Consider the following 16,934-nt stretch of genomic DNA (forward strand, 5'->3'; position numbering starts at 1 on the left):
GATCTCCCTTTCATCAGGCAAGGCGGGGGTAGGGACCTGGCGCGAAGGCGGTCGCGCCGACCGGGGGTGTGGGGAAGGTCAGGCCGTAGCGGGGGCCGTCTTGGACAGCGAAACCACAGCCGCCGGGGGGCCGGTCAGAGCGGGCCGGAAGGGGGCCAGTTCAGGCAGGCCCGGAGTCTGGTGGGCGTGCCGGTTGCAGGTGTTGACGGCCTGGCGCAGTGAGGTGTGCGGGGCGCGGATGCGGTGCCAGCCGCCGGTGGAGTCCCCGGCGATGGCGACCCCGCGCATCTCGGCAGGGATCTGGATCGCGGCCAGGACGGCGTCCGGGGAGATGTCGCCGAACGCCATGTTGGCGGAGGTTTCGTCGTTGACGCGGTGGGCGGTGCGGCCGGTGAGCTGGGCTCGCAGCATGGTGATGCCCTTGCCGAGTTCGGAGCCGAAGCGCTGCCCGCAGATCTCCAGGTAGATGCCGGCCGCGCGGCCGAGCTGGGCGAGGCGGACCAGAGCAGTGACGATCCGGTCCCGGCGCTTCTCCTCCTCCTTCGTGGCGAACAGGGCGAGTTCGGCGACCTCGTCGACCAGGACCACGACCGGGGTGGGGCGCAGGTGATCGGGCAGGTCCCAGATATCGGCGGCGATCTCGGCGTCGGGAACGTCTGCGGTGATGCGCTGTTCGGAGCGGATGAGCTGGTAGACGCCTTCCATACGGGCCACGAGGGCTTCGAGGAGTTTGGCGGCGGTGTCCGGGTTGTCGGCGAGCGCGGAGAACCGGCGGGCCAGCGGGAACAGCTCCACCCCCTGTTTACAGTCGATGCCCACCAGGGCGACGTCCATCGGAGCCAGCCCGGCGACCAGGTTGCGCTGGTAGACCGACTTCCCGGACTCGGTGGCGCCGAGGGTGAGCGCGTGGGGTATCGCCCGGTAGTCGCGGTAGTGGACCGCGCCGTCCTCCCGCAGGGCGACCGGGACCCGCATCGGACGGGTGTCGGTCTTGGCGGGCATCTGCACCCGTTTGAGGACGTCGTAGCCGGTCATCCGCACCTCCACGACACCGGAGCGCACCTCACGCGAGGTGACGCCGTACATCCCGAAGGAGTGCCGCAGGCGGTCGGAGGCGGCGGCGACGTCGAAGGCGTCCTGCCCGGGCCGCAGCTTGAGCCGCAGGACCAGGCCGGTCCTGGTCGGGCGCAGGCGCAGGATGCGCGGCGGGCGGGACTCAGGCACGGGCCGGTTCGTGGCCCGGGCTAACGCCAGGCGCCAGCGCGAAGGCGGCATAGCCAGCCCGCAGGCATCCATGACAGAGGCATAGCGGACCAGGACCCGCAGCGTGGCGAGGGTGACCCCGAAGGTCAGCCAGTACCAGGCGGGGCGCCGCCACCGCAGGAGACCCGCAGCGGCGACGACCAGCACGAGCGTGACCGTGAAGGCGGTCACGATCAGGCCGCCTTGGGCTTCGACGCAGCAACGGCGAGCGAGGTGACCGCGACCGCGCGGAAGGCGATGCCGTGCCGCTTCTGGCCGTTGAAGTCGTTCTCCCACGGCCGGGCGATCAAGCCCGTGAGCGCGACCGGCGTGCCCATGGCCAGCTCCCCGGAGATACCCGGCTCGGGGACGGTGACGGACAGGATCTCGACCTCGTCGTTCGCCGCGAACATCACGTCCACGGTCATCAGCTTCGCGCCGGTCTCGGCGTCCGTGGCGATCTCGCCCGTACGGCGGTCCTTGACCTTGGGCTGCGGGGTCTTGGCGACCAACACGGTCGCGGCGGAGGTGTCGACGGGAATCTGACGCATGATGGAACTCCCTTGAAGAGGGGCGGGAGCGGCGTACTTGCTTGGCGGTGGGTCGCCGCTTCCGTGCGTTGACAGATGACCGCAGCAAAGCTGCGGGGGTTTGCGCTCCCAACTGGTGCGCACCAATAGGTTGCATCTGGTGCGCACCAGAAGTCAAGCGGTGCCGCCGCGCTGGCTTCTCAACTCGCCTTACTGCGACCCTTCTAGGGAAGCTCCTTCGCCAACTCCTCGGTAGTCAACAGGGGTTAACACTTGACGCGTTAACCCCTGCCGACCTGCACTGATGTGAGGCATGCTGCAATGAGGTCTCTGTAACCCAGGCAGGGCGGCAAGACGTGATGAACGGACTCAAGGCAGCAAGGAGCGCACGGGAGTGGTCGCAGGAGCGGCTGGTCCGAGAGATCGAACGCTATGCGCGACAGCACGCGCTCGACGTCGCATCGACCGCCAGCCTGCGCGTGTACGTCTCGGAGTGGGAGAACGGCCGACGCGTCATCTCGGCACGTTACGCGAAGATACTGCGAGCCTTGCTCGGCATCACTGACGACGAACTCAGCGGCAAGGCAGAGCTCTTGACGCCGACGACCATGACGGACGGATACGACGACCTCATGGGCCGTATAGACGCGGCTCGCAGTATCAGCCTGACCATGGTGAACACATTCATGGATCAGACGGAGCTGCTCAGGACCATGGACCGGCAGATGGGTGCCGCCAGCCTCGTCGATCAGATGACAGCCCACCTGGCGACCCTTGAGGACGCCCTCACCTTCGCCGTACTGCCGGATACCCGTCGTCCAGTCGCTCGAGCACTGGCCGGAGCGGCGACGCTGGCGGCCTGGCAGGCACTCGACGTCGGAGCCGTTGAACGTGCCTGGCGCCATTACGAGTTAGGCAAGCGAGCCGCCCAAGAAGCCGAAGAGCCGATGTATCTGGCGCACGCCACCGCCGAGCAGGCATACGTGCTCTGTGACGCGGGCCGGGCGCCCATGGCAGTGCAGCTGATACGCGATGCGCAACGGCTCGGCGGCAAAGCCATGTCTCCACGCCTCACCGCCTGGCTGTACGCAGCCGAAGCCGAGATCTGCGCCCGGGCAAGCCTGCCCGACGACTGCCAGCGCGCCCTGGAGAAAGCGACGCGAACTCTCCCGCCAGGCGACGAAGCCCGCGATCCGGACATGCTGAGCATCTTCCTGAACGAAGGGCACCTCACCAGGTGGCGCGGAAACGCGCTGGCCCTGATCGGCAACGACGAGGCGGTGAGCAACCTCTACACGGCGCTCGACAACGCCGACCCCACGTTCATACGGGCGTCCGCCGGACTGCGCTGCGACCTCGCCCAGGCACACATGGCCCGCGGCGAGTACGACCAGGCGCACGACCACCTCCGCCAGGCCCGTTTGATAGCGAACCGTACGGGATCAGTTCGTCAGCGGCGGAGGGTCGAGCAGCTTACGCAGCAGTTGTAGGCGAAGTGCCGGCGCCGCGCGAGGACAGGACATGGAGGAGAGCGACGAGCGTTCCCGAACCCATGAGTTCGCCACGTGCCATGAGTCCCGGGATGTCCGAGAGGGGCACCCAGGCGATGTGCCCCGCCTCTTCGAGGTCCGTCGGTTCCCCGACGAGCTTGGCGCCCTTGCCCACGAAAATCTCGTGCGGCGAGTCGACCATGCCCACCATGGGTTGGTAGGTGACCACGTGCTCAAGGGCCTCCGGCCGCCAGCCGGTCTCTTCCTCGACCTCACGCAGTGCGGTCTGCGTCGGCTCTTCACCGTCCTCGACGATGCCGCCCGGTAGTTCCCAACCGAAGGAGTCAGGGACGAAGCGGTAGCGCCACATCATCAGGACACGGCCCTGGTCGTCGAGGACGGCCGCGATCGCCACACGGTGCAGCTTCACCACGTGATGCTCGAAGCGCTCAACTCCGGGCGGCTGGACGTCGACGAGACTGAGCTTCACCCAGCGGTTGTCGTACAGGGTGCGCTCACCGTGGATCTGCCACGGCTCGATGTCCGTCGGAGCCTCAGTCGTGACGGAATGGTCAGGGACGCGGTAGGAACTGCGGCCATGCACCTCGATCGTGCCTTCGGCAACCAGCTTCGCCAGGACCTGGCGCAGTGCCGTACGGCCGATCTCCAAGTCTTCGGACAAGGTCCGCTCGGACGGGAGCTTGGCCCCAGGTTGGTACTTGCCTGTCGTGATCCACTCGCGAACCGTGCGGTAGACCCGCTCAGACTTCGGTCCCATCCCCTAAGCACGCTCCTCCATAACCCATGGCGTACGCCATAGCCTACGGGTTGCATACGACGCCCGTCAGGGACGATCAGCCAGAGCGCGGTAGAACTTTCCCTACGTCCATCAAGGCCCGCGCACAGCGCGGGCGCGCGCCGCCTCTGCGGCGCGGCCTGCCTCCTGTCTCCGCCCCGGCTGGCCGCGCCCGGCGGCGCGCTACGTGCAGCGGGCAGAGCAGAGAAAACCCTCTGTGGCTGAGGCCGGTGGGCTCCACGGCTTTAGCCACCTCCCCGGTCCGGGTCCCGCGTCGAGCAAGACCAGGGGGCCACTCGTGCACATTGCGGGCAGGTCCAAAGCCTGCCCGAGTTGCCAACCAGCGTACGGCCCCCTGGCCATGCTCGACCCCAGACCGGGCAGGCCACCGGCCAAACCCGTTCCGCCAGCATCCCTAACCGGAACCTTGGAAACCGCAGACCAACAAGCGCGGCCGCGGCTAAAGTACCGGCTGTAACTTCAACGCAAGGGGTGACTCGTGTCGGAGCAAGAGTCTGACATCAAGAATCTGGAAATCAGCGAGCTGGACGAAGACGAAGCGACAGGCCAGATCGATGAGTATGAGATTGTGGCCTCCCCTAACGATTTCAACACACGCACAATTAACAGCTTCATCGAAGAGGGGGCAATTAAGATCCCCCCCTTCCAGCGCAACTACGTTTGGGACCGCAAACGTGCATCAAAGCTTATCGAGTCCCTTATCCTCGGCTTGCCCGTGCCTCAGGTATTCCTCTACGAGGAGGGAAATAATGACTTCTTGGTGATTGACGGACAGCAGCGCCTCATGACCGTCTTCTTCTTCGCGAAGGGGAGGTTCCCGCGCAAGGAGAAGCGGAGCATCCTGCGAAAGTTCTTCAACTCGGAAGGTGGCATCTCTGAAGAGATTCTAGCCGACGATGACTACTTCGAGCCTTTCAAGTTGAGCCTGCCCTCACTTCCAGGCCAAACCAATAGGTTCAACGGCCTAGCTTACAAAACGCTCGATCGATACAAGCGTCAATTTGACCTCCGCACCATTCGCAACATTATCGTCAAGCAAGTCAATCCGGCGGACGACGATTCCGCCATGTTTGAGATGTTCAATAGGCTGAACACTGGAGGCGTGAATCTCAATCCTCAAGAGATCCGCGCAAGCCTATACCATTCCAGGTTCTTCGAGAGCCTCTTCGACCTAAACCAGCAGAACAAGTGGCGAGAGCTGTTGGGGTCATCAGACCCAGATTCCCGAATGAAGGACATGGAGGTGATCCTGCGCAGTCTCGCTTTGCGAGAAGGGACGGCGGGATATGCAGGCTCCATGACAGGTTTCGTGAACCGCTTCTGCAAGAGCTCCAAGAAATTTGACCAGGCCAAGGTCAGCAAAACCGAGGGCGAGTGGTCATGGTTCATGTCACTCAATAGGGACTGTGATCGCACTACCTATCAGACTGGCTCTGGCCGCTTCAGCCCTCTTCTATTTGAATCCGTGTACGTAACTACACTTCACCTGCGGGATCAAGGACGGGCGGTGCCCACTCTCCGACCGGAATGGATCACCCAAATTGGGAGTGACCCCGACTGGGCCAAGACCACCCATGAGGGTTCCACTAAAACCACCAATGTCACATTGCGCCTTGAGAAGACAAAGGAACTTCTCGCTGAGTTTGTCGGCGGCGTGGCATGAGTCCAGTGGACAGGATGTACGAAGATCACAGGAGCGTACTCAGTTACCTAGAAGACCAGCAACAAGCATCGCACCATGCCACTCTTCAAACCACGCTACCCAAAGTACTACTTCTCGCGGCGGCCAGTGAATTCGAGGAGAGGGTATGCGATGCCCTGAGAGACCATGTCTCCGCGCATACTTTAGACAACAAATTGCTGGAACTGATCGAGCAGAAAGCTATCCGGCGCCAATATCACACACTGTTCGACTGGGATAGCAGGAACGCCGGGAAGTTCTGGTCTCTCTTCGGGCAAGACTTCAAAAGCAACATGAAGAAGCATTGCGCCCAAGACTCGAAATTGACCTCCCACATTAGCGCCTTCATGGAGATAGGCTCTCTCCGCAATCATATGGTGCACAACAATTACGCTAGCTTCGTCTTGGAAAAGACACTAGATGAAGTTCACGAACTTTACCAACTGGGGGATCAATTTGTTGACCAGCTGCCCGAACTACTGAAGATGACGTTTACGCAGCCGGAATGACACGTCTGATGAGGCGGCAGGATCATCTGAGTCCCGAACCATGCCGGATCAGGTGAGACAGTCGCCCAGCCATCTCTGGCGATGAGCCAGGTCGACCTCCCCCGTAACGGCTAGGCAGCGATCCACTAGGCCGGCCATACTCCTGCGCATGCCTTTGGACGCCAGCGAGCATGACGGACCGACAGCCCCGGATGGCACCCTTTGGTGGGAGCTCACAGTGGAGCCTGGCACGCGAAGCAAGCCGTTCGGCCAAGAGCGGCGCCTGGCGGCCTGGCTGTGGTTCAACAAGGAGATCGGCGACATATTCACGATGAACGAGCTCCGGGACGCACTGGGGCCAGACATCGTTGGTAAGTCCGAGCACCTCAATCGCCGACTCCGCACCTTGCGGGCGGTCGGGTGGGTCCTGCCATCCAACAAAGATGACGGCTCGCTGAGACCAGATGAGTACCGCGTACAGGTCAAGGGTGCTCGGTACTGGCTGGCCGAGGACCGCAGGGCTCATAGGCCCTTCGCGCCATCCGCCCGAGTCCGGCGCGAGGTGTTCCTGCGCGATGATAGCCGCTGTGTTGTCTGCGGCATCGCGGCCGGGGAGTCCTACCCGGGTGAACCCAACAACAAGGCCGCGCTGACGATCGGACACCGGGTGCCCCAGGAGCGCCTCAGGACCCGAAGAACTGCTGACGACATCGACAACTGGCGAACCGAGTGCGCACGGTGCAACGAACCAGTGCGAGACGAGATCCCAGATCCCAGGCAGCACGACGAAGTACTAGCCCAGGTAAGGCGTCTGAACCGCGCCAACAAGCGAACCCTGCTCGGTTGGCTACAGCGGGGGGAGCGTACTCGTTCGGAGCTTGATCGCGTCTACGATCACGCCCGGGTCCTCACTCACAACGAGAAAGAGGACCTCATCGCGTACCTGCAGAGCAGTGCAGGGTCCTCCAGTTAAGGAGCATTTCTCACGTGACAGCGGCGCTTACCGCGGCCAGGAAGAATTTTCACGATGATCTCGTCGGTAGACAAACGCTCTCCCTATCGCCCGATGATGTGGCTTCGAATGCCGATAGCAGTCAGAAAACCAGCGTAGGCATAGCACTGAGCATCGCAAAGGTTCTCTCGGCTCAGGTCATCCCGAAGAAACTCACGGGGCAGCGAGTCGGGAAGCAGTTCGAGGAGGCTGTGGAAGGGTTCTTGAAGAATACGTTCCCCCTCCTTCAGTCTCTTCGTCCAGGTGACTGGACTATTGAGAACGTTGGTGGATCCCGCGCCGAGTACCAAATCTCCAAGTACGAGCCCTACAGGCATCTGGCCGACCTGGCCAGGGCGATCGAGAACGACCGGAATCTCGCCTCGGTACTGGGCAATTCGTATGAGATCAGTCCTGACATCCTGGTACTGCGGCACCCTGAGCCGGACGACATAATCAATCGTGATCACAATCTCGTGGACTCGGAATCGGGTCGATACGCCGTCATCAGGAAGGCTAATCAGCCGCAACCCATCGTCCACGCCATAGTTTCATGCAAGTGGACACTTCGGAGCGACCGTGCGCAGAATGCACGCTCCGAGGCTCTTAACGTAATCCGCAACCGGAAAGGCCGTACCCCGCACATCGCGGTTGTCACGGGTGAGCCCTCGCCGTCCAGATTGGCATCTTTGGCACTCGGTACTGGCGACATCGACACCGTGTATCACTTCGCCCTGCCGGAGCTAATCAAGGCAGTTGAAGAAACTCAGAACGACGAAGCAATCAGTATGCTACACACATTGGTTGCTGGTAAGCGGCTAAGGGATATCAGCGACCTGCCGCTCGATCTGGCCATCTAGCGGCAGGTTTCACCTATCGGCGTCACAGTCAGCTGATCCGGGACCGCATCTCGGCGAAGCGTGCGTGCCGCTCGTGACCTTCCTGGCCTATGAATCCCTTGAAGCCCGCAAGGCGGTACGCACGTCCCCCGAGTTGGTCGTCCTCGTCGATCACGAAGTCTCGGGCGAGCATGGCCATCCGGCGCTCAAAAGTCAGAGAGTCCATCTTCTCGCCCGAGAGCTTCACCAGCTCCTTCTCCGTCAGTGCAGTCGGAGCACTCTTAAGGGCCAAATAGAGCCGGTCATGCATGACCTCGGTCTCTACCTCAGCCAGTTCCTTGGGCTGACCCTTACGGCTCAACGCATTGGCAATGGAAGTGCCAACCGCTCGTGCTACGGGGGGCGGAAATGCATTACCGATCTGCCGGTACCTCGTCGTCTTGCGGCCAGTGAAACGCCACTCGTATTCAGGCTCCTTGCCCCAGCCTTGGATACGAGCCACCATCTCCGTGGTGAGTTTGGGTGTGAAGTCGATGGGATCATTCACTGTGGGCGGTCCGTCGGCAACGCCCATGGGATCGACACCAAGGTTACGCCAGGCTGCTTTAGCACGGGTTGGCCCGAGGTCTGCGCCACCGTGTTTCTTTGAGCCGCCAACAATTGTCGGGGCGATATCGGTTGCTTTCTTGGTCGCCCAGTCGTCGGCGCCCAGCCAGCCCTTAGACTTCATCATTTCGTGCAGGGCACTTCCAACGGTGTCCTCGGTGGGCGTTTTCTCAGGCCACTCGAACCATTGAGCGTCTTCATGTCGCATGGCGACGAGGACGAAACGTGGCCTCAATTGGGGAACGCCATAGTCATTCGCGTGAAGTAGTTCCCAGTCGGACCAATACCCAAGGTCCCTGAGACGATCTTTCACGTGCTGACGATATGCGGAGAAACGAGGCATCGAAAGACCGCGCACGTTTTCGAGAAGCAATGCCCTGGGCTGCATCTTCCCGGCCAGTTCGACGGCCCATGCGAAAAGGTCTCGCTCATCAGTGGCACCGAGCTGCTTACCGGCGATCGAGAACGGAGGGCAGGGCACTCCCCCCGCCAGGAGATCCACGCCATGGTATTTGTTGGGTTCCCAGCGGTCCTCGTCGGCGACGTCCCCCTGTACGACCTTCCAGTCGCGGTTCTCACGCAACGTGTTGACAGCGTTCTCGTCCAGCTCGACGGCCACCGCGTGATCGAACCCTGCCAGCTCAAGGCCGAGCGACTGGCCCCCAGCGCCCGCGCAGATCTCCACGGCCGACAGATCAGCCACGCTCGTACCTCCAGGTCGGGATTTCACAGGTCTACCATCCTGACCCATCAAACACCGAAGGTCTGACACTCTTGGCTACGGTGTAACCGATGACCCTCGACAGTGATCCCGCAGCGTCGACGCCGCCGACTCCCGGCCGCTCGCGCAACATGGCTGCGATCAAGCGGCGAGACACCAAGCCTGAGCGGATCATTCGGTCCTTGCTCCACGCCGCGGGGAAGCGGTACCGCGTGGACGTCCGTCTACAGCTGGAGGACGCGCGCCCGCGGCCAGACATCGTCTTCACACGCGCACGAGTTGCCGTCTTCGTGGATGGGTGCTTCTGGCACTGCTGCCCCGAACACGGTCGGCAACCTGGTGTCAACGGCGGGTATTGGGGGCCCAAGCTAGAACGCAACGTCGCGCGGGACAGGGCCGCCGACGAGGCCCTGGGAGCCGCAGGGTGGACAGTCGTCCGCGTATGGGAGCACGAGGCCCCGGAGGAGGCCGTAGAGCGCATCCTCGCGGTTCTTGACGCCGCTGCCCCGGCTAGTCGAGGCGCCCGAACTGGATGAGGTCCTGTACCGCGTCCTCTTCCCTGCGCAGCACGAGCCGGCCGTCGCCATTGCTGTAGGCCAGCACGGAGCTCCCGGGAGATAGCCCTGCCTCGGCGAGCACCCCAAGGGGGAGGACGACCGAGCCGTCTTCTGCGATCGTCAGCTGGATAGGTTCCCTAAGCACGAGGCAGAGCCTTCTATGCCGCGGCCGCCGCCGCAACCGACGGGTGACGTGGCAGGTCAGGGCGCCCGATCGGACGTGGTCGATTGCCCGGCAACCCGGCTGTGCCGGTCCGGGCAGTGGTCTCACTTCTGGTCTCATTCGCACGCGTACCGCCCCGTCCAGACGAGTACGAGCGCAAGTCGATACCCAGGGCAACGAGCACCCCCAAACGCAGGTGAACGGTCCCGTACGACCCTCCGGCGGGCACGAGCACACTTGGAAAGCGTGTTGGGGGCAACCCCTCACGAGTTCGAATCTCGTATCCTCCGCCAGTTCAGAGGGCCGGACCACGAAAGTGGCCCGGCCCTCCGGCATTCCCGTCTCAGTTTCCGTCGCGGTTTCCGTCGCGGTTGGTTTCTCGGCCCCGCCGGGCGGCTCCCGGAGAGCGTCTCCGACGTGCTGAGCGGTCCTGCGGAGCATGGTCCTCGTCACATACCTGCACCGAGCGCGCATCCGCGCCGCTCCCCTTAGGCTCCCGACCCGTGCTCGCGTCGGTCACGACGTCCGGGACGCCAAGGATCGGCAGGACGGTTGCGGTGGTGTGGCGGGCGTCATGAAGACGCCCGTCCCCTACGCCGGCGGCTTGCCGGAGCCGCTTCCGGACGCGGTAGTCGGTGGCGGGGCCGAGGGGACCGCCGGTGGGTGAGGCTGTGCTCCCGGCGGGTCTGCTCCCGCTTGGGGCAGCAGCCAGGCCCGCGGCCACAGGAGTCGTCTCCGCAGCCGTGGGCGTCGGGTGGAAGGATGGAAGGGGGTTCACCGCTCTGGAGGGACCATGTCCCCAGCCCTTGCCACAGCGAAGGCGCCACCGATCAAGGAGTTGAACGGGCGCATGCTGATGGCGGCCGTGGTATCCGCGGTCAGCGGAATGCTGTACGGCTACGACACGGGCATCATCTCCGGTGGGCTACTGCAGATCTCCAAGGAGTTCCACATCGGGAACGGCATGAAGGAGATCATCGCGGCCGGGATCCTGCTGGGCGCCGTGATCGGCGCCCTCGCCTGCAGCGTGCTGTCCGAGCGCGTCGGCCGGCACCGCACCATCCTGCTGATCTGCTCGGTGTTCATTCTGGGCAGTGTGACCTGCTCGCTCGCGCCAACAGCGGTCACCCTGGCCCTGTTCCGGGTGCTGCTCGGCTTCGCCGTCGGCGGCGCGACCCAGACCGTGCCCATGTACGTGGCCGAACTGGCGCCCAAGAGGATCCGCGGACGGCTCGTGCTCTGCTTCCAACTGGCCATCGGTGTCGGCATCGTCATCGCGACGCTGGTGGGCGCGAGCCAGTCGGTGTCGTGGCGTACGGCGATCGGCGCAGCCGCCGTACCGGCACTGGTGATGCTGATCCTGCAGCTGCGCCTGCCCGAGAGCCCGCGGTGGCTGATCCTGAAATACCGCCGCGCGGACGAAGCGGCCAGGGTGCTCGAGCAGATGCGGCCCGATGGATACGACATCTCCTCCGAGCTCGAGGAGATCGTGGCCCTGGAGGGACGCCGGCAGCGGACCAGCAGCCACCACCGCGGGTGGAAGGGACTGCGGCAGCCATGGGTGCGGCCGGCGTTGGTGGTCGGCTGTGGCATCGCCGTCTTCACCCAGCTGTCCGGCATCGAAATGATCATTTACTACGCCCCGACCATCCTGACCGACAACGGATTCTCCAAGACGGTCGCGCTGTGGGTCAGCGTGGCGCTGGGCGTGACCTACCTGGTGATGATGGTGGTCGGCCTGCTGATCGTGGACAAGGTCGGGCGGCGCCGGCTGACCCTGGTGATGGTGCCCGGCGCGGCACTCAGCCTGTTCGCGCTGGGCGCCTTCTTCGTCACCGGCCATGCCGGCCGCGCATATGTGCCGTCCATCGTCGCCTGCCTGCTGGTCTTCATGTTCTTCAACGCCGGTGGGCTCCAGCTGATGGGCTGGCTGACCGGCTCCGAGATCTACCCGCTGGCGGTGCGTGCCGCCGCCACAGCCGTGCAGTCGGCCACGTTGTGGGGCACGAACCTGGTGATCACGCTGACCTTGCTGACGATGATCAGCGTCTTCGGCGTGGGTCAGGTGTTCTGGATCTACGGGATGTTCAACGTCGCGGCATGGCTGTTCGTGCACCTGCGGATGCCGGAGCTCTCCGGGCACAGCCTTGAGGACATCGAGAGGCATCTGAGGAGTGGGAAGTTCCGCCCCCGCGACTTCGTCCGCGTCTGACGCGAGCCACACGGCGGAGCGCGGCTTCGGAGGGTCATAGTCGGGGCCTGTGGGTCGGACAACTCGTCATGCATAGTCCGACCCGGGGTTCGCGCTCCGCGGATGGCGTAGGTCCGGGCCCCTGGCTCCGGCCGTCTCACGGTCAACAACAGCCACTCTCAACGGCGATGGCGGGGAAGCCGCGTCGACGGACCGTCAGGCCTCGCCCAAGCCGCGGAGCGTCCCCGGTTCGTCGGCGGCATCGGCGGATTCGCGCCGCCTCCCGCCATGTCCCGCACCGTCGCCGCGCCGGACGCCCGTCACCTCCAACTCCCTCCCGTCTGCCCGAGGTTCCGCAGCTCCGTCCAGGCGGCCGGGGTCCGGCCGCGCTCCTGCCAGTACGGGTGGAAGAGCACCGCAGTCGACAGCCGGTACAGGCGCCGACGCAGCTCGGTCCGGCCGGGCCGTTCGGCGAGCTGGTGGTAGGTGGTGCTCCACTGCCGCTGGGCCTGGACGAGGTCGTCGGGGAACGGTCGCATGCACGAATTCAATCATGTGTTCGATTTTCTCCGCCATCGGACTCGCCGCCCTCAAGGTCGTGGGCAGCACCGGGATTTGACATCGACGGGTAAAGACGCCATCAGCAGGTAACGACATCAATGGATAAATATGGATATTCCGTTTTGCCGACGGGCTCTCGGGAAAACTGGGATTGTGCGGTGTCCGCCGTCATCCCGACATGGAGTGCGGGGGTGCGTCCCGTGGACAGGGAGATCACACCGCGGGTGGACGGGCAGGAGCACCGGGTCGTCGTCGACGTCCGCACCAGCCTGCTGGACGTCCTGCGCGAACGTCTCGGGATCACCAGCCCGCAGAAGAGGTGTGACCACGGGCAGTGCGGCGCCCGTACCGTGCGGCTCGGTGGCCGGCGCGCGCTCAGCTGTCCGGCGCCGGCGGTTCAGGACTTCGCGGGATATCACTTCCGGGACCTGCCGATCACCCTGGACAAACTGCCGCACTAGGCCATCGCCGGAGAGACATGGACCCGTTCGACTACGTCGTGGTGGGCGCGGGCAGCGCCGGCTGTGTCCTCGCGGCACGGCTGTCAAAGGAACCGCAGCGCCGGGAGCTCCTGCCGGAGGCCGGGGCCGCCGACGGGCCGGAGACCATGGCCGTCCCGCCGGCGTGGCCGCTGCCGATCGGCAGTGGGGCCGACCGGGGCTACACCACCCTCCGGGATCTCAACATCGTCGACGGGATGCGGCAGTCCGCCGCGGACGGCCATCTGCGCCCCGTCCTCGGCCGCGCGAACCTCACCGCGCTGACCGGGGCGTTGGTGCACCGGCTGAGCGAGGCCGGGGGCCGTTGCGGCCCGCCCTTCCCCGCGCGGGCCCTCACGCCACCGTGCCGGCCCTCGCCGAACGGGCCGCCGCACTGGTCGCCCGATGAGAGCGGCACGCACCTCACCGTCACCGCGGTGTACCACCGAGGCCGCGCGGTCCCTGTCTCGTGCCCCCGCCCGCCCGTGGAGGCGGCACACGGGCGCGAGCCGGCTCCGCTGCGTTCCCTCGCGCCTCAACCGGCCCCGGAACACCCTGCCTTCACACCCGGACCGACAGCGGCGGCCGCCTCCGGGACCGGCCCGCCGGCCGGGATGTTCGAAGGAACCGGAGCACGGGCGGATGGTCCGTCTCGGGAGAGTAGGTCCTTGTTTGCCCCGCGGTGTTATGAAGGGAGCATGGAGGTGTCTTCCGGCGACATCGGAGCCCGTCGTGTCCGCTGAACACCGGCCGCGCACTGGTCGTCGCGTCCGCCTGCTGAACCTGCACAGCATGGCCGGACAGGTCTTCCTCGTCCAGTTCGTGATCGTGGTGCTGCTGGTCCTGGCCGCGGTGGCGGTCATGGCGCTGCAGTCGTCCCGGGACGCCCTGCAGCAAGGCAAGCGGGAGTCGGTCGTCGCGGCGCAGACGTTCGCGAGCGCGCCCGGTGTGGCCCAGGCGTTCCAGAGCCGTGACCCGACCGCGGTGCTCCAGCCGAGGGCCGAGGAGGCACGGAAGAGGGCCGGCGTGGACTTCGTGGTGGCCCTGAGCACCAAGGGGATCCGTTATACCTACCCGTACCCGCAGGAGATCGGGAAGAAGTTCGTCGGGAACATCGAGCCCGCGCTGCACGGCCATACCGTCGTGGAGCAGGTCGGCGGGCCGCCCCTGCCCACGGGCAGGGGAACGGCCGTGCAGGCGGTGGTCCCGGTGACCGACGCGCACGGGAGGGTCGTGGGCCTCGTCTCGGCCGGGATCACCGTCAAGAACGTGTCCCGGCTGTGGATGCCGCAGCTGTCGATCATCCTGGGAGCCGGCGCGGGCGCGTTGGTGGTGGCCACGGCCGGGACCACACTGGTGGCCCGGCGGCTGCGGCGGCAGACCCTCGGCCTGGCCCCGGAGGAGCTCGCCCGGTTGTACGAGCACCATGACGCGGTCCTGCACTCCGTGCGGGAAGGCGTGCTGATCACCGATGCCGACGAGCGGCTGCTGCTGGCCAACGACGAGGCACTGCGGCTGCTGGGCCTGCCGCCGGACGCGAAGGGGCGCACCGTGCGGGAGCTGGACCTGCCCGAGCCGCTCACCCGTCTGCTCATGTCGCGGGAGACGGCCACCGATCAGGTGTACCGGGTGGGGGACCGGCTGCTGGCGGTGAACAAGCGGCCCACGATTCCGGACACGGGAGCCGACGGCAGTGTGGTGACGTTGCGGGACACCACCGAACTCGCGGCGGTCACGGGCCGGGCCGAGGTGGCGCGGGAGCGGCTGACCCTGCTGTACGAGGCCGGTGTGCGGATCGGGACGACCCTGGATGTGGGGCGTACCGCCGAGGAGCTGACCGAGGTGGCGGTACCGCGGTTCGCCGAGGCGGCCACGGTGGACCTGCTGGACTCGGTGCTGCGGGGGTGGGAGCCGACGGCCGAGGGATGGCGGCATCTGCGGCGCGCGGCGATCGGCGGCGACGCCCGGACGCTGCCGGCGTATCCGGTCGGCGAACTGATCACGTTCCCCCCTCAGGCCCCGCAGATGAAGACGTTGCAGCAGGGACGGGGGGTGCTGGAGCCGGACCTGCGAAAGGCGTCCGGCTGGCAGGCGCAGGATCCGGAGCGCACCCGGAAGGCACTGGAACTCGGCCTGCGTTCGCTGGTGACCGTGCCGCTCCAGGCCCGGGGGGTGCCGCTGGGCGTGGCGAACTTCTACCGGATGGCGGACTCCCCGGCCTACGGGCCGGAGGACCTGTCCTTCGCGGAGGAGCTGGCCGCGCGGGCGGCGGTGGCCATCGACAACGCCCGCAGGTTCACCCGGGAACACAAGATGGCGGTGACGCTCCAGCGCAGCCTGCTGCCGCGCGGCCAGCCGGAACAGGACGCACTCGATGTGGCCTGGCGGTATCTGCCGGCGGAGGGCCGGGGGGTGGGCGGCGACTGGTTCGACGTCATCCCGCTGTCGTGCGCGCGGGTGGCGCTGGTGATCGGGGACGTCGTCGGCTACGGGCTGCACGCGGCGGCGACGATGGGACGGCTGCGCACGGCGGTGCACAACTTCTCCACGCTGGACCTCCCCGTGGACGAGGTGCTCGGGAACCTGGACGACCTGGTCGTGCGCATGGACAACGAGGAGCGGCCGAACGGTGCCGTAGAAGGGCGCGAGGGGGAGGGGGTGACGGGGGCGACCTGTCTCTACGCGATCTACGACCCGGTGACGGGAGCGTGCACGATGGCCCGTGCCGGGCATCCAGGCCCACTGGTGGTCTCCCCGGAGGGCGTCGTCAGCAGTCCCGAGGTGCCGGCCTCGGCCCCGCTGGGTCTGGGCGGCTACCCCTTCGAGACCGCACAGGTGCGGCTGGCCGAGGGATCGCAGCTGGTGCTCTACACCGACGGTCTGGTGGAGAGCCGCGGCCGTGACATCGACACCGGGCTGGCCGAGTTGCGCCGGGCCCTGGACGGGGCCGGTGGGCGCAATCCGGAGGAGGCCTGCCAGGCGATGATCGACCGGCTGAAACCGGAACACCCCAGCGACGACATCGCCCTGCTGGTGGCGCGTACCCGGCTGTTCCCGCCCTCGCACGTGGCCGAGTGGGACGTGCCCTCGGACCCGGCGGTGGTGCCCTCCGTGCGCGCGCAGTGCCGGGAGAGGATGCGGGACTGGGGGCTGGAGGAGGCCGAGTACACCACCGAACTCATCCTCAGCGAGCTGGTCACCAACGCCATCCGGTACGGTGCGCCGCCGGTCAGGGCACTCCTGCTGTACGGGCGCTCATTGATCTGCGAGGTGGCGGACGGCAGCAGCACCTCGCCGCGGCTGCGGCGGGCGGCGACCACGGACGAGGGCGGGCGCGGGATGTTCCTCGTGGCGCAGTTCGCCCAGCGGTGGGGGACGCGGTACACCTCCCGTGGCAAGGTCATCTGGGCGGAGCAGCCGCTGCACGGCGGCGCGGCCTCCCGTGCCGGCCAGCGACCGGTCGACGCGCTCCTCGAACAGTTCGGCGACGCCACCCTGTGAGGCGGGCGGCTCCGCGAGGCCCCGGCACCCCGGGGTGCCGGGGCCTCGGCCGTGCCGGGCCCCCCAGACCACCGCCA

At 65.9% G+C, this 16,934-nt stretch carries 15 protein-coding genes; 9 read left to right on the forward strand and 6 right to left on the reverse strand.

Annotated elements, in window-relative coordinates; genetic code table 11:
* Positions 1 to 78 precede the first annotated feature (78 nt).
* Both ACIP94_RS33075 and ACIP94_RS33080 read right to left on the reverse strand, forming a co-directional pair.
* Positions 79 to 1,434 (reverse strand): FtsK/SpoIIIE domain-containing protein, encoded by a 1,356-nt coding sequence (locus ACIP94_RS33075; RefSeq protein ID WP_402434000.1) that lies wholly within the window; start codon positions 1,432 to 1,434, stop codon positions 79 to 81.
* Positions 1,435 to 1,436: 2 nt separating this feature from the next.
* Entirely contained in the window at positions 1,437 to 1,793 is a 357-nt protein-coding gene (locus ACIP94_RS33080) for a hypothetical protein (protein WP_402434003.1), read from the reverse strand.
* A 335-nt stretch (positions 1,794 to 2,128) separates the two neighbouring features.
* Here ACIP94_RS33080 and ACIP94_RS33085 point away from each other — a divergent pair, with 335 nt between their 5' ends.
* On the forward strand, positions 2,129 to 3,262 hold the full coding sequence (locus ACIP94_RS33085; protein WP_402434006.1) for an XRE family transcriptional regulator: 1,134 nt from the start codon (positions 2,129 to 2,131) through the stop codon (positions 3,260 to 3,262).
* On the opposite strand, the gene ACIP94_RS33090 is transcribed toward ACIP94_RS33085, so the two are convergent.
* Entirely contained in the window at positions 3,246 to 4,040 is a 795-nt protein-coding gene (locus tag ACIP94_RS33090; RefSeq protein ID WP_402434009.1) for an NUDIX domain-containing protein, read from the reverse strand. The two genes, ACIP94_RS33085 and ACIP94_RS33090, sit on opposite strands and share 17 nt — an antisense overlap.
* Before the next feature lie 517 nt (positions 4,041 to 4,557).
* Between ACIP94_RS33090 and ACIP94_RS33095 the strand changes: the two genes are divergently transcribed.
* The 4 genes from ACIP94_RS33095 to ACIP94_RS33110 all read left to right on the forward strand — a co-directional run bounded on the left by ACIP94_RS33095 (position 4,558) and on the right by ACIP94_RS33110 (position 8,099).
* Positions 4,558 to 5,742, forward strand: a complete 1,185-nt coding sequence (locus ACIP94_RS33095; protein ID WP_402434012.1) for a DUF262 domain-containing protein — start codon at positions 4,558 to 4,560, stop codon at positions 5,740 to 5,742.
* 14 nt (positions 5,743 to 5,756) lie between these two features.
* The gene (locus ACIP94_RS33100) at positions 5,757 to 6,269 is read left to right on the forward strand and encodes a HEPN domain-containing protein (RefSeq protein WP_402434015.1); all 513 of its coding nucleotides are present in this window, start codon (positions 5,757 to 5,759) and stop codon (positions 6,267 to 6,269) included.
* A gap of 148 nt (positions 6,270 to 6,417) precedes the next feature.
* Entirely contained in the window at positions 6,418 to 7,221 is an 804-nt protein-coding gene (locus ACIP94_RS33105; protein WP_402434017.1) for an HNH endonuclease, read from the forward strand.
* 14 nt (positions 7,222 to 7,235) lie between these two features.
* Positions 7,236 to 8,099 (forward strand): NgoMIV family type II restriction endonuclease, encoded by an 864-nt coding sequence (locus ACIP94_RS33110; protein WP_402434020.1) that lies wholly within the window; start codon positions 7,236 to 7,238, stop codon positions 8,097 to 8,099.
* A gap of 28 nt (positions 8,100 to 8,127) precedes the next feature.
* Here ACIP94_RS33110 and ACIP94_RS33115 read toward each other — a convergent pair whose 3' ends face one another.
* Complete coding sequence (locus ACIP94_RS33115) at positions 8,128 to 9,387, reverse strand: DNA cytosine methyltransferase (protein WP_402434023.1); 1,260 nt, start codon at positions 9,385 to 9,387, stop codon at positions 8,128 to 8,130.
* Positions 9,388 to 9,476: 89 nt separating this feature from the next.
* Here ACIP94_RS33115 and ACIP94_RS33120 point away from each other — a divergent pair, with 89 nt between their 5' ends.
* Positions 9,477 to 9,941 carry a very short patch repair endonuclease gene (locus ACIP94_RS33120; protein WP_402434026.1) on the forward strand — a complete coding sequence of 155 codons (465 nt, stop codon included), beginning with the start codon at positions 9,477 to 9,479 and terminating at the stop codon, positions 9,939 to 9,941.
* Here ACIP94_RS33120 and ACIP94_RS33125 read toward each other — a convergent pair.
* The gene (locus ACIP94_RS33125; protein ID WP_366024589.1) at positions 9,916 to 10,107 is read right to left on the reverse strand and encodes a hypothetical protein; all 192 of its coding nucleotides are present in this window, start codon (positions 10,105 to 10,107) and stop codon (positions 9,916 to 9,918) included. The genes ACIP94_RS33120 and ACIP94_RS33125 overlap by 26 nt on opposite strands.
* Positions 10,108 to 10,918: 811 nt before the next feature.
* On the opposite strand from ACIP94_RS33125, the gene ACIP94_RS33130 reads away from it, so the two are divergent.
* The gene (locus tag ACIP94_RS33130; RefSeq protein ID WP_402434029.1) at positions 10,919 to 12,337 is read left to right on the forward strand and encodes a sugar porter family MFS transporter; all 1,419 of its coding nucleotides are present in this window, start codon (positions 10,919 to 10,921) and stop codon (positions 12,335 to 12,337) included.
* Between the two features lie 299 nt (positions 12,338 to 12,636).
* On the opposite strand, the gene ACIP94_RS33135 is transcribed toward ACIP94_RS33130, so the two are convergent.
* A complete protein-coding gene (locus ACIP94_RS33135) occupies positions 12,637 to 12,855 on the reverse strand; it encodes a hypothetical protein (protein ID WP_402434031.1) in 219 nt (72 codons plus the stop codon).
* Positions 12,856 to 13,077: 222 nt separating this feature from the next.
* Here ACIP94_RS33135 and ACIP94_RS33140 point away from each other — a divergent pair, with 222 nt between their 5' ends.
* Both ACIP94_RS33140 and ACIP94_RS33145 read left to right on the forward strand, forming a co-directional pair.
* Entirely contained in the window at positions 13,078 to 13,338 is a 261-nt protein-coding gene (locus ACIP94_RS33140) for a 2Fe-2S iron-sulfur cluster-binding protein (RefSeq protein ID WP_402434034.1), read from the forward strand.
* A gap of 810 nt (positions 13,339 to 14,148) precedes the next feature.
* The gene (locus ACIP94_RS33145; RefSeq protein WP_402434037.1) at positions 14,149 to 16,857 is read left to right on the forward strand and encodes a SpoIIE family protein phosphatase; all 2,709 of its coding nucleotides are present in this window, start codon (positions 14,149 to 14,151) and stop codon (positions 16,855 to 16,857) included.
* Positions 16,858 to 16,934 lie beyond the last annotated feature (77 nt).

It is taken from the genome of Streptomyces sp. NPDC093261 (assembly GCF_044753645.1).
Classification (GTDB): Bacteria; Actinomycetota; Actinomycetes; order Streptomycetales; family Streptomycetaceae; genus Streptomyces.

Excerpts from the sequence above, each read along its gene's own strand:
- ACIP94_RS33080 (WP_402434003.1), bottom strand. The coding sequence starts at position 1,793 with ATGCGTCAGATTCCCGTCGACACCTCCGCCGCGACCGTGTTGGTCGCC.
- ACIP94_RS33090 (WP_402434009.1), bottom strand. The coding sequence starts at position 4,040 with ATGGGACCGAAGTCTGAGCGGGTCTACCGCACGGTTCGCGAGTGGATC.
- ACIP94_RS33100 (WP_402434015.1), top strand. The coding sequence starts at position 5,757 with ATGTACGAAGATCACAGGAGCGTACTCAGTTACCTAGAAGACCAGCAA.
- ACIP94_RS33105 (WP_402434017.1), top strand. The coding sequence starts at position 6,418 with ATGCCTTTGGACGCCAGCGAGCATGACGGACCGACAGCCCCGGATGGC.
- ACIP94_RS33120 (WP_402434026.1), top strand. The coding sequence starts at position 9,477 with ATGACCCTCGACAGTGATCCCGCAGCGTCGACGCCGCCGACTCCCGGC.
- ACIP94_RS33130 (WP_402434029.1), top strand. The coding sequence starts at position 10,919 with ATGTCCCCAGCCCTTGCCACAGCGAAGGCGCCACCGATCAAGGAGTTG.
- ACIP94_RS33135 (WP_402434031.1), bottom strand. The coding sequence starts at position 12,855 with ATGCGACCGTTCCCCGACGACCTCGTCCAGGCCCAGCGGCAGTGGAGC.
- ACIP94_RS33145 (WP_402434037.1), top strand. The coding sequence starts at position 14,149 with ATGGCCGGACAGGTCTTCCTCGTCCAGTTCGTGATCGTGGTGCTGCTG.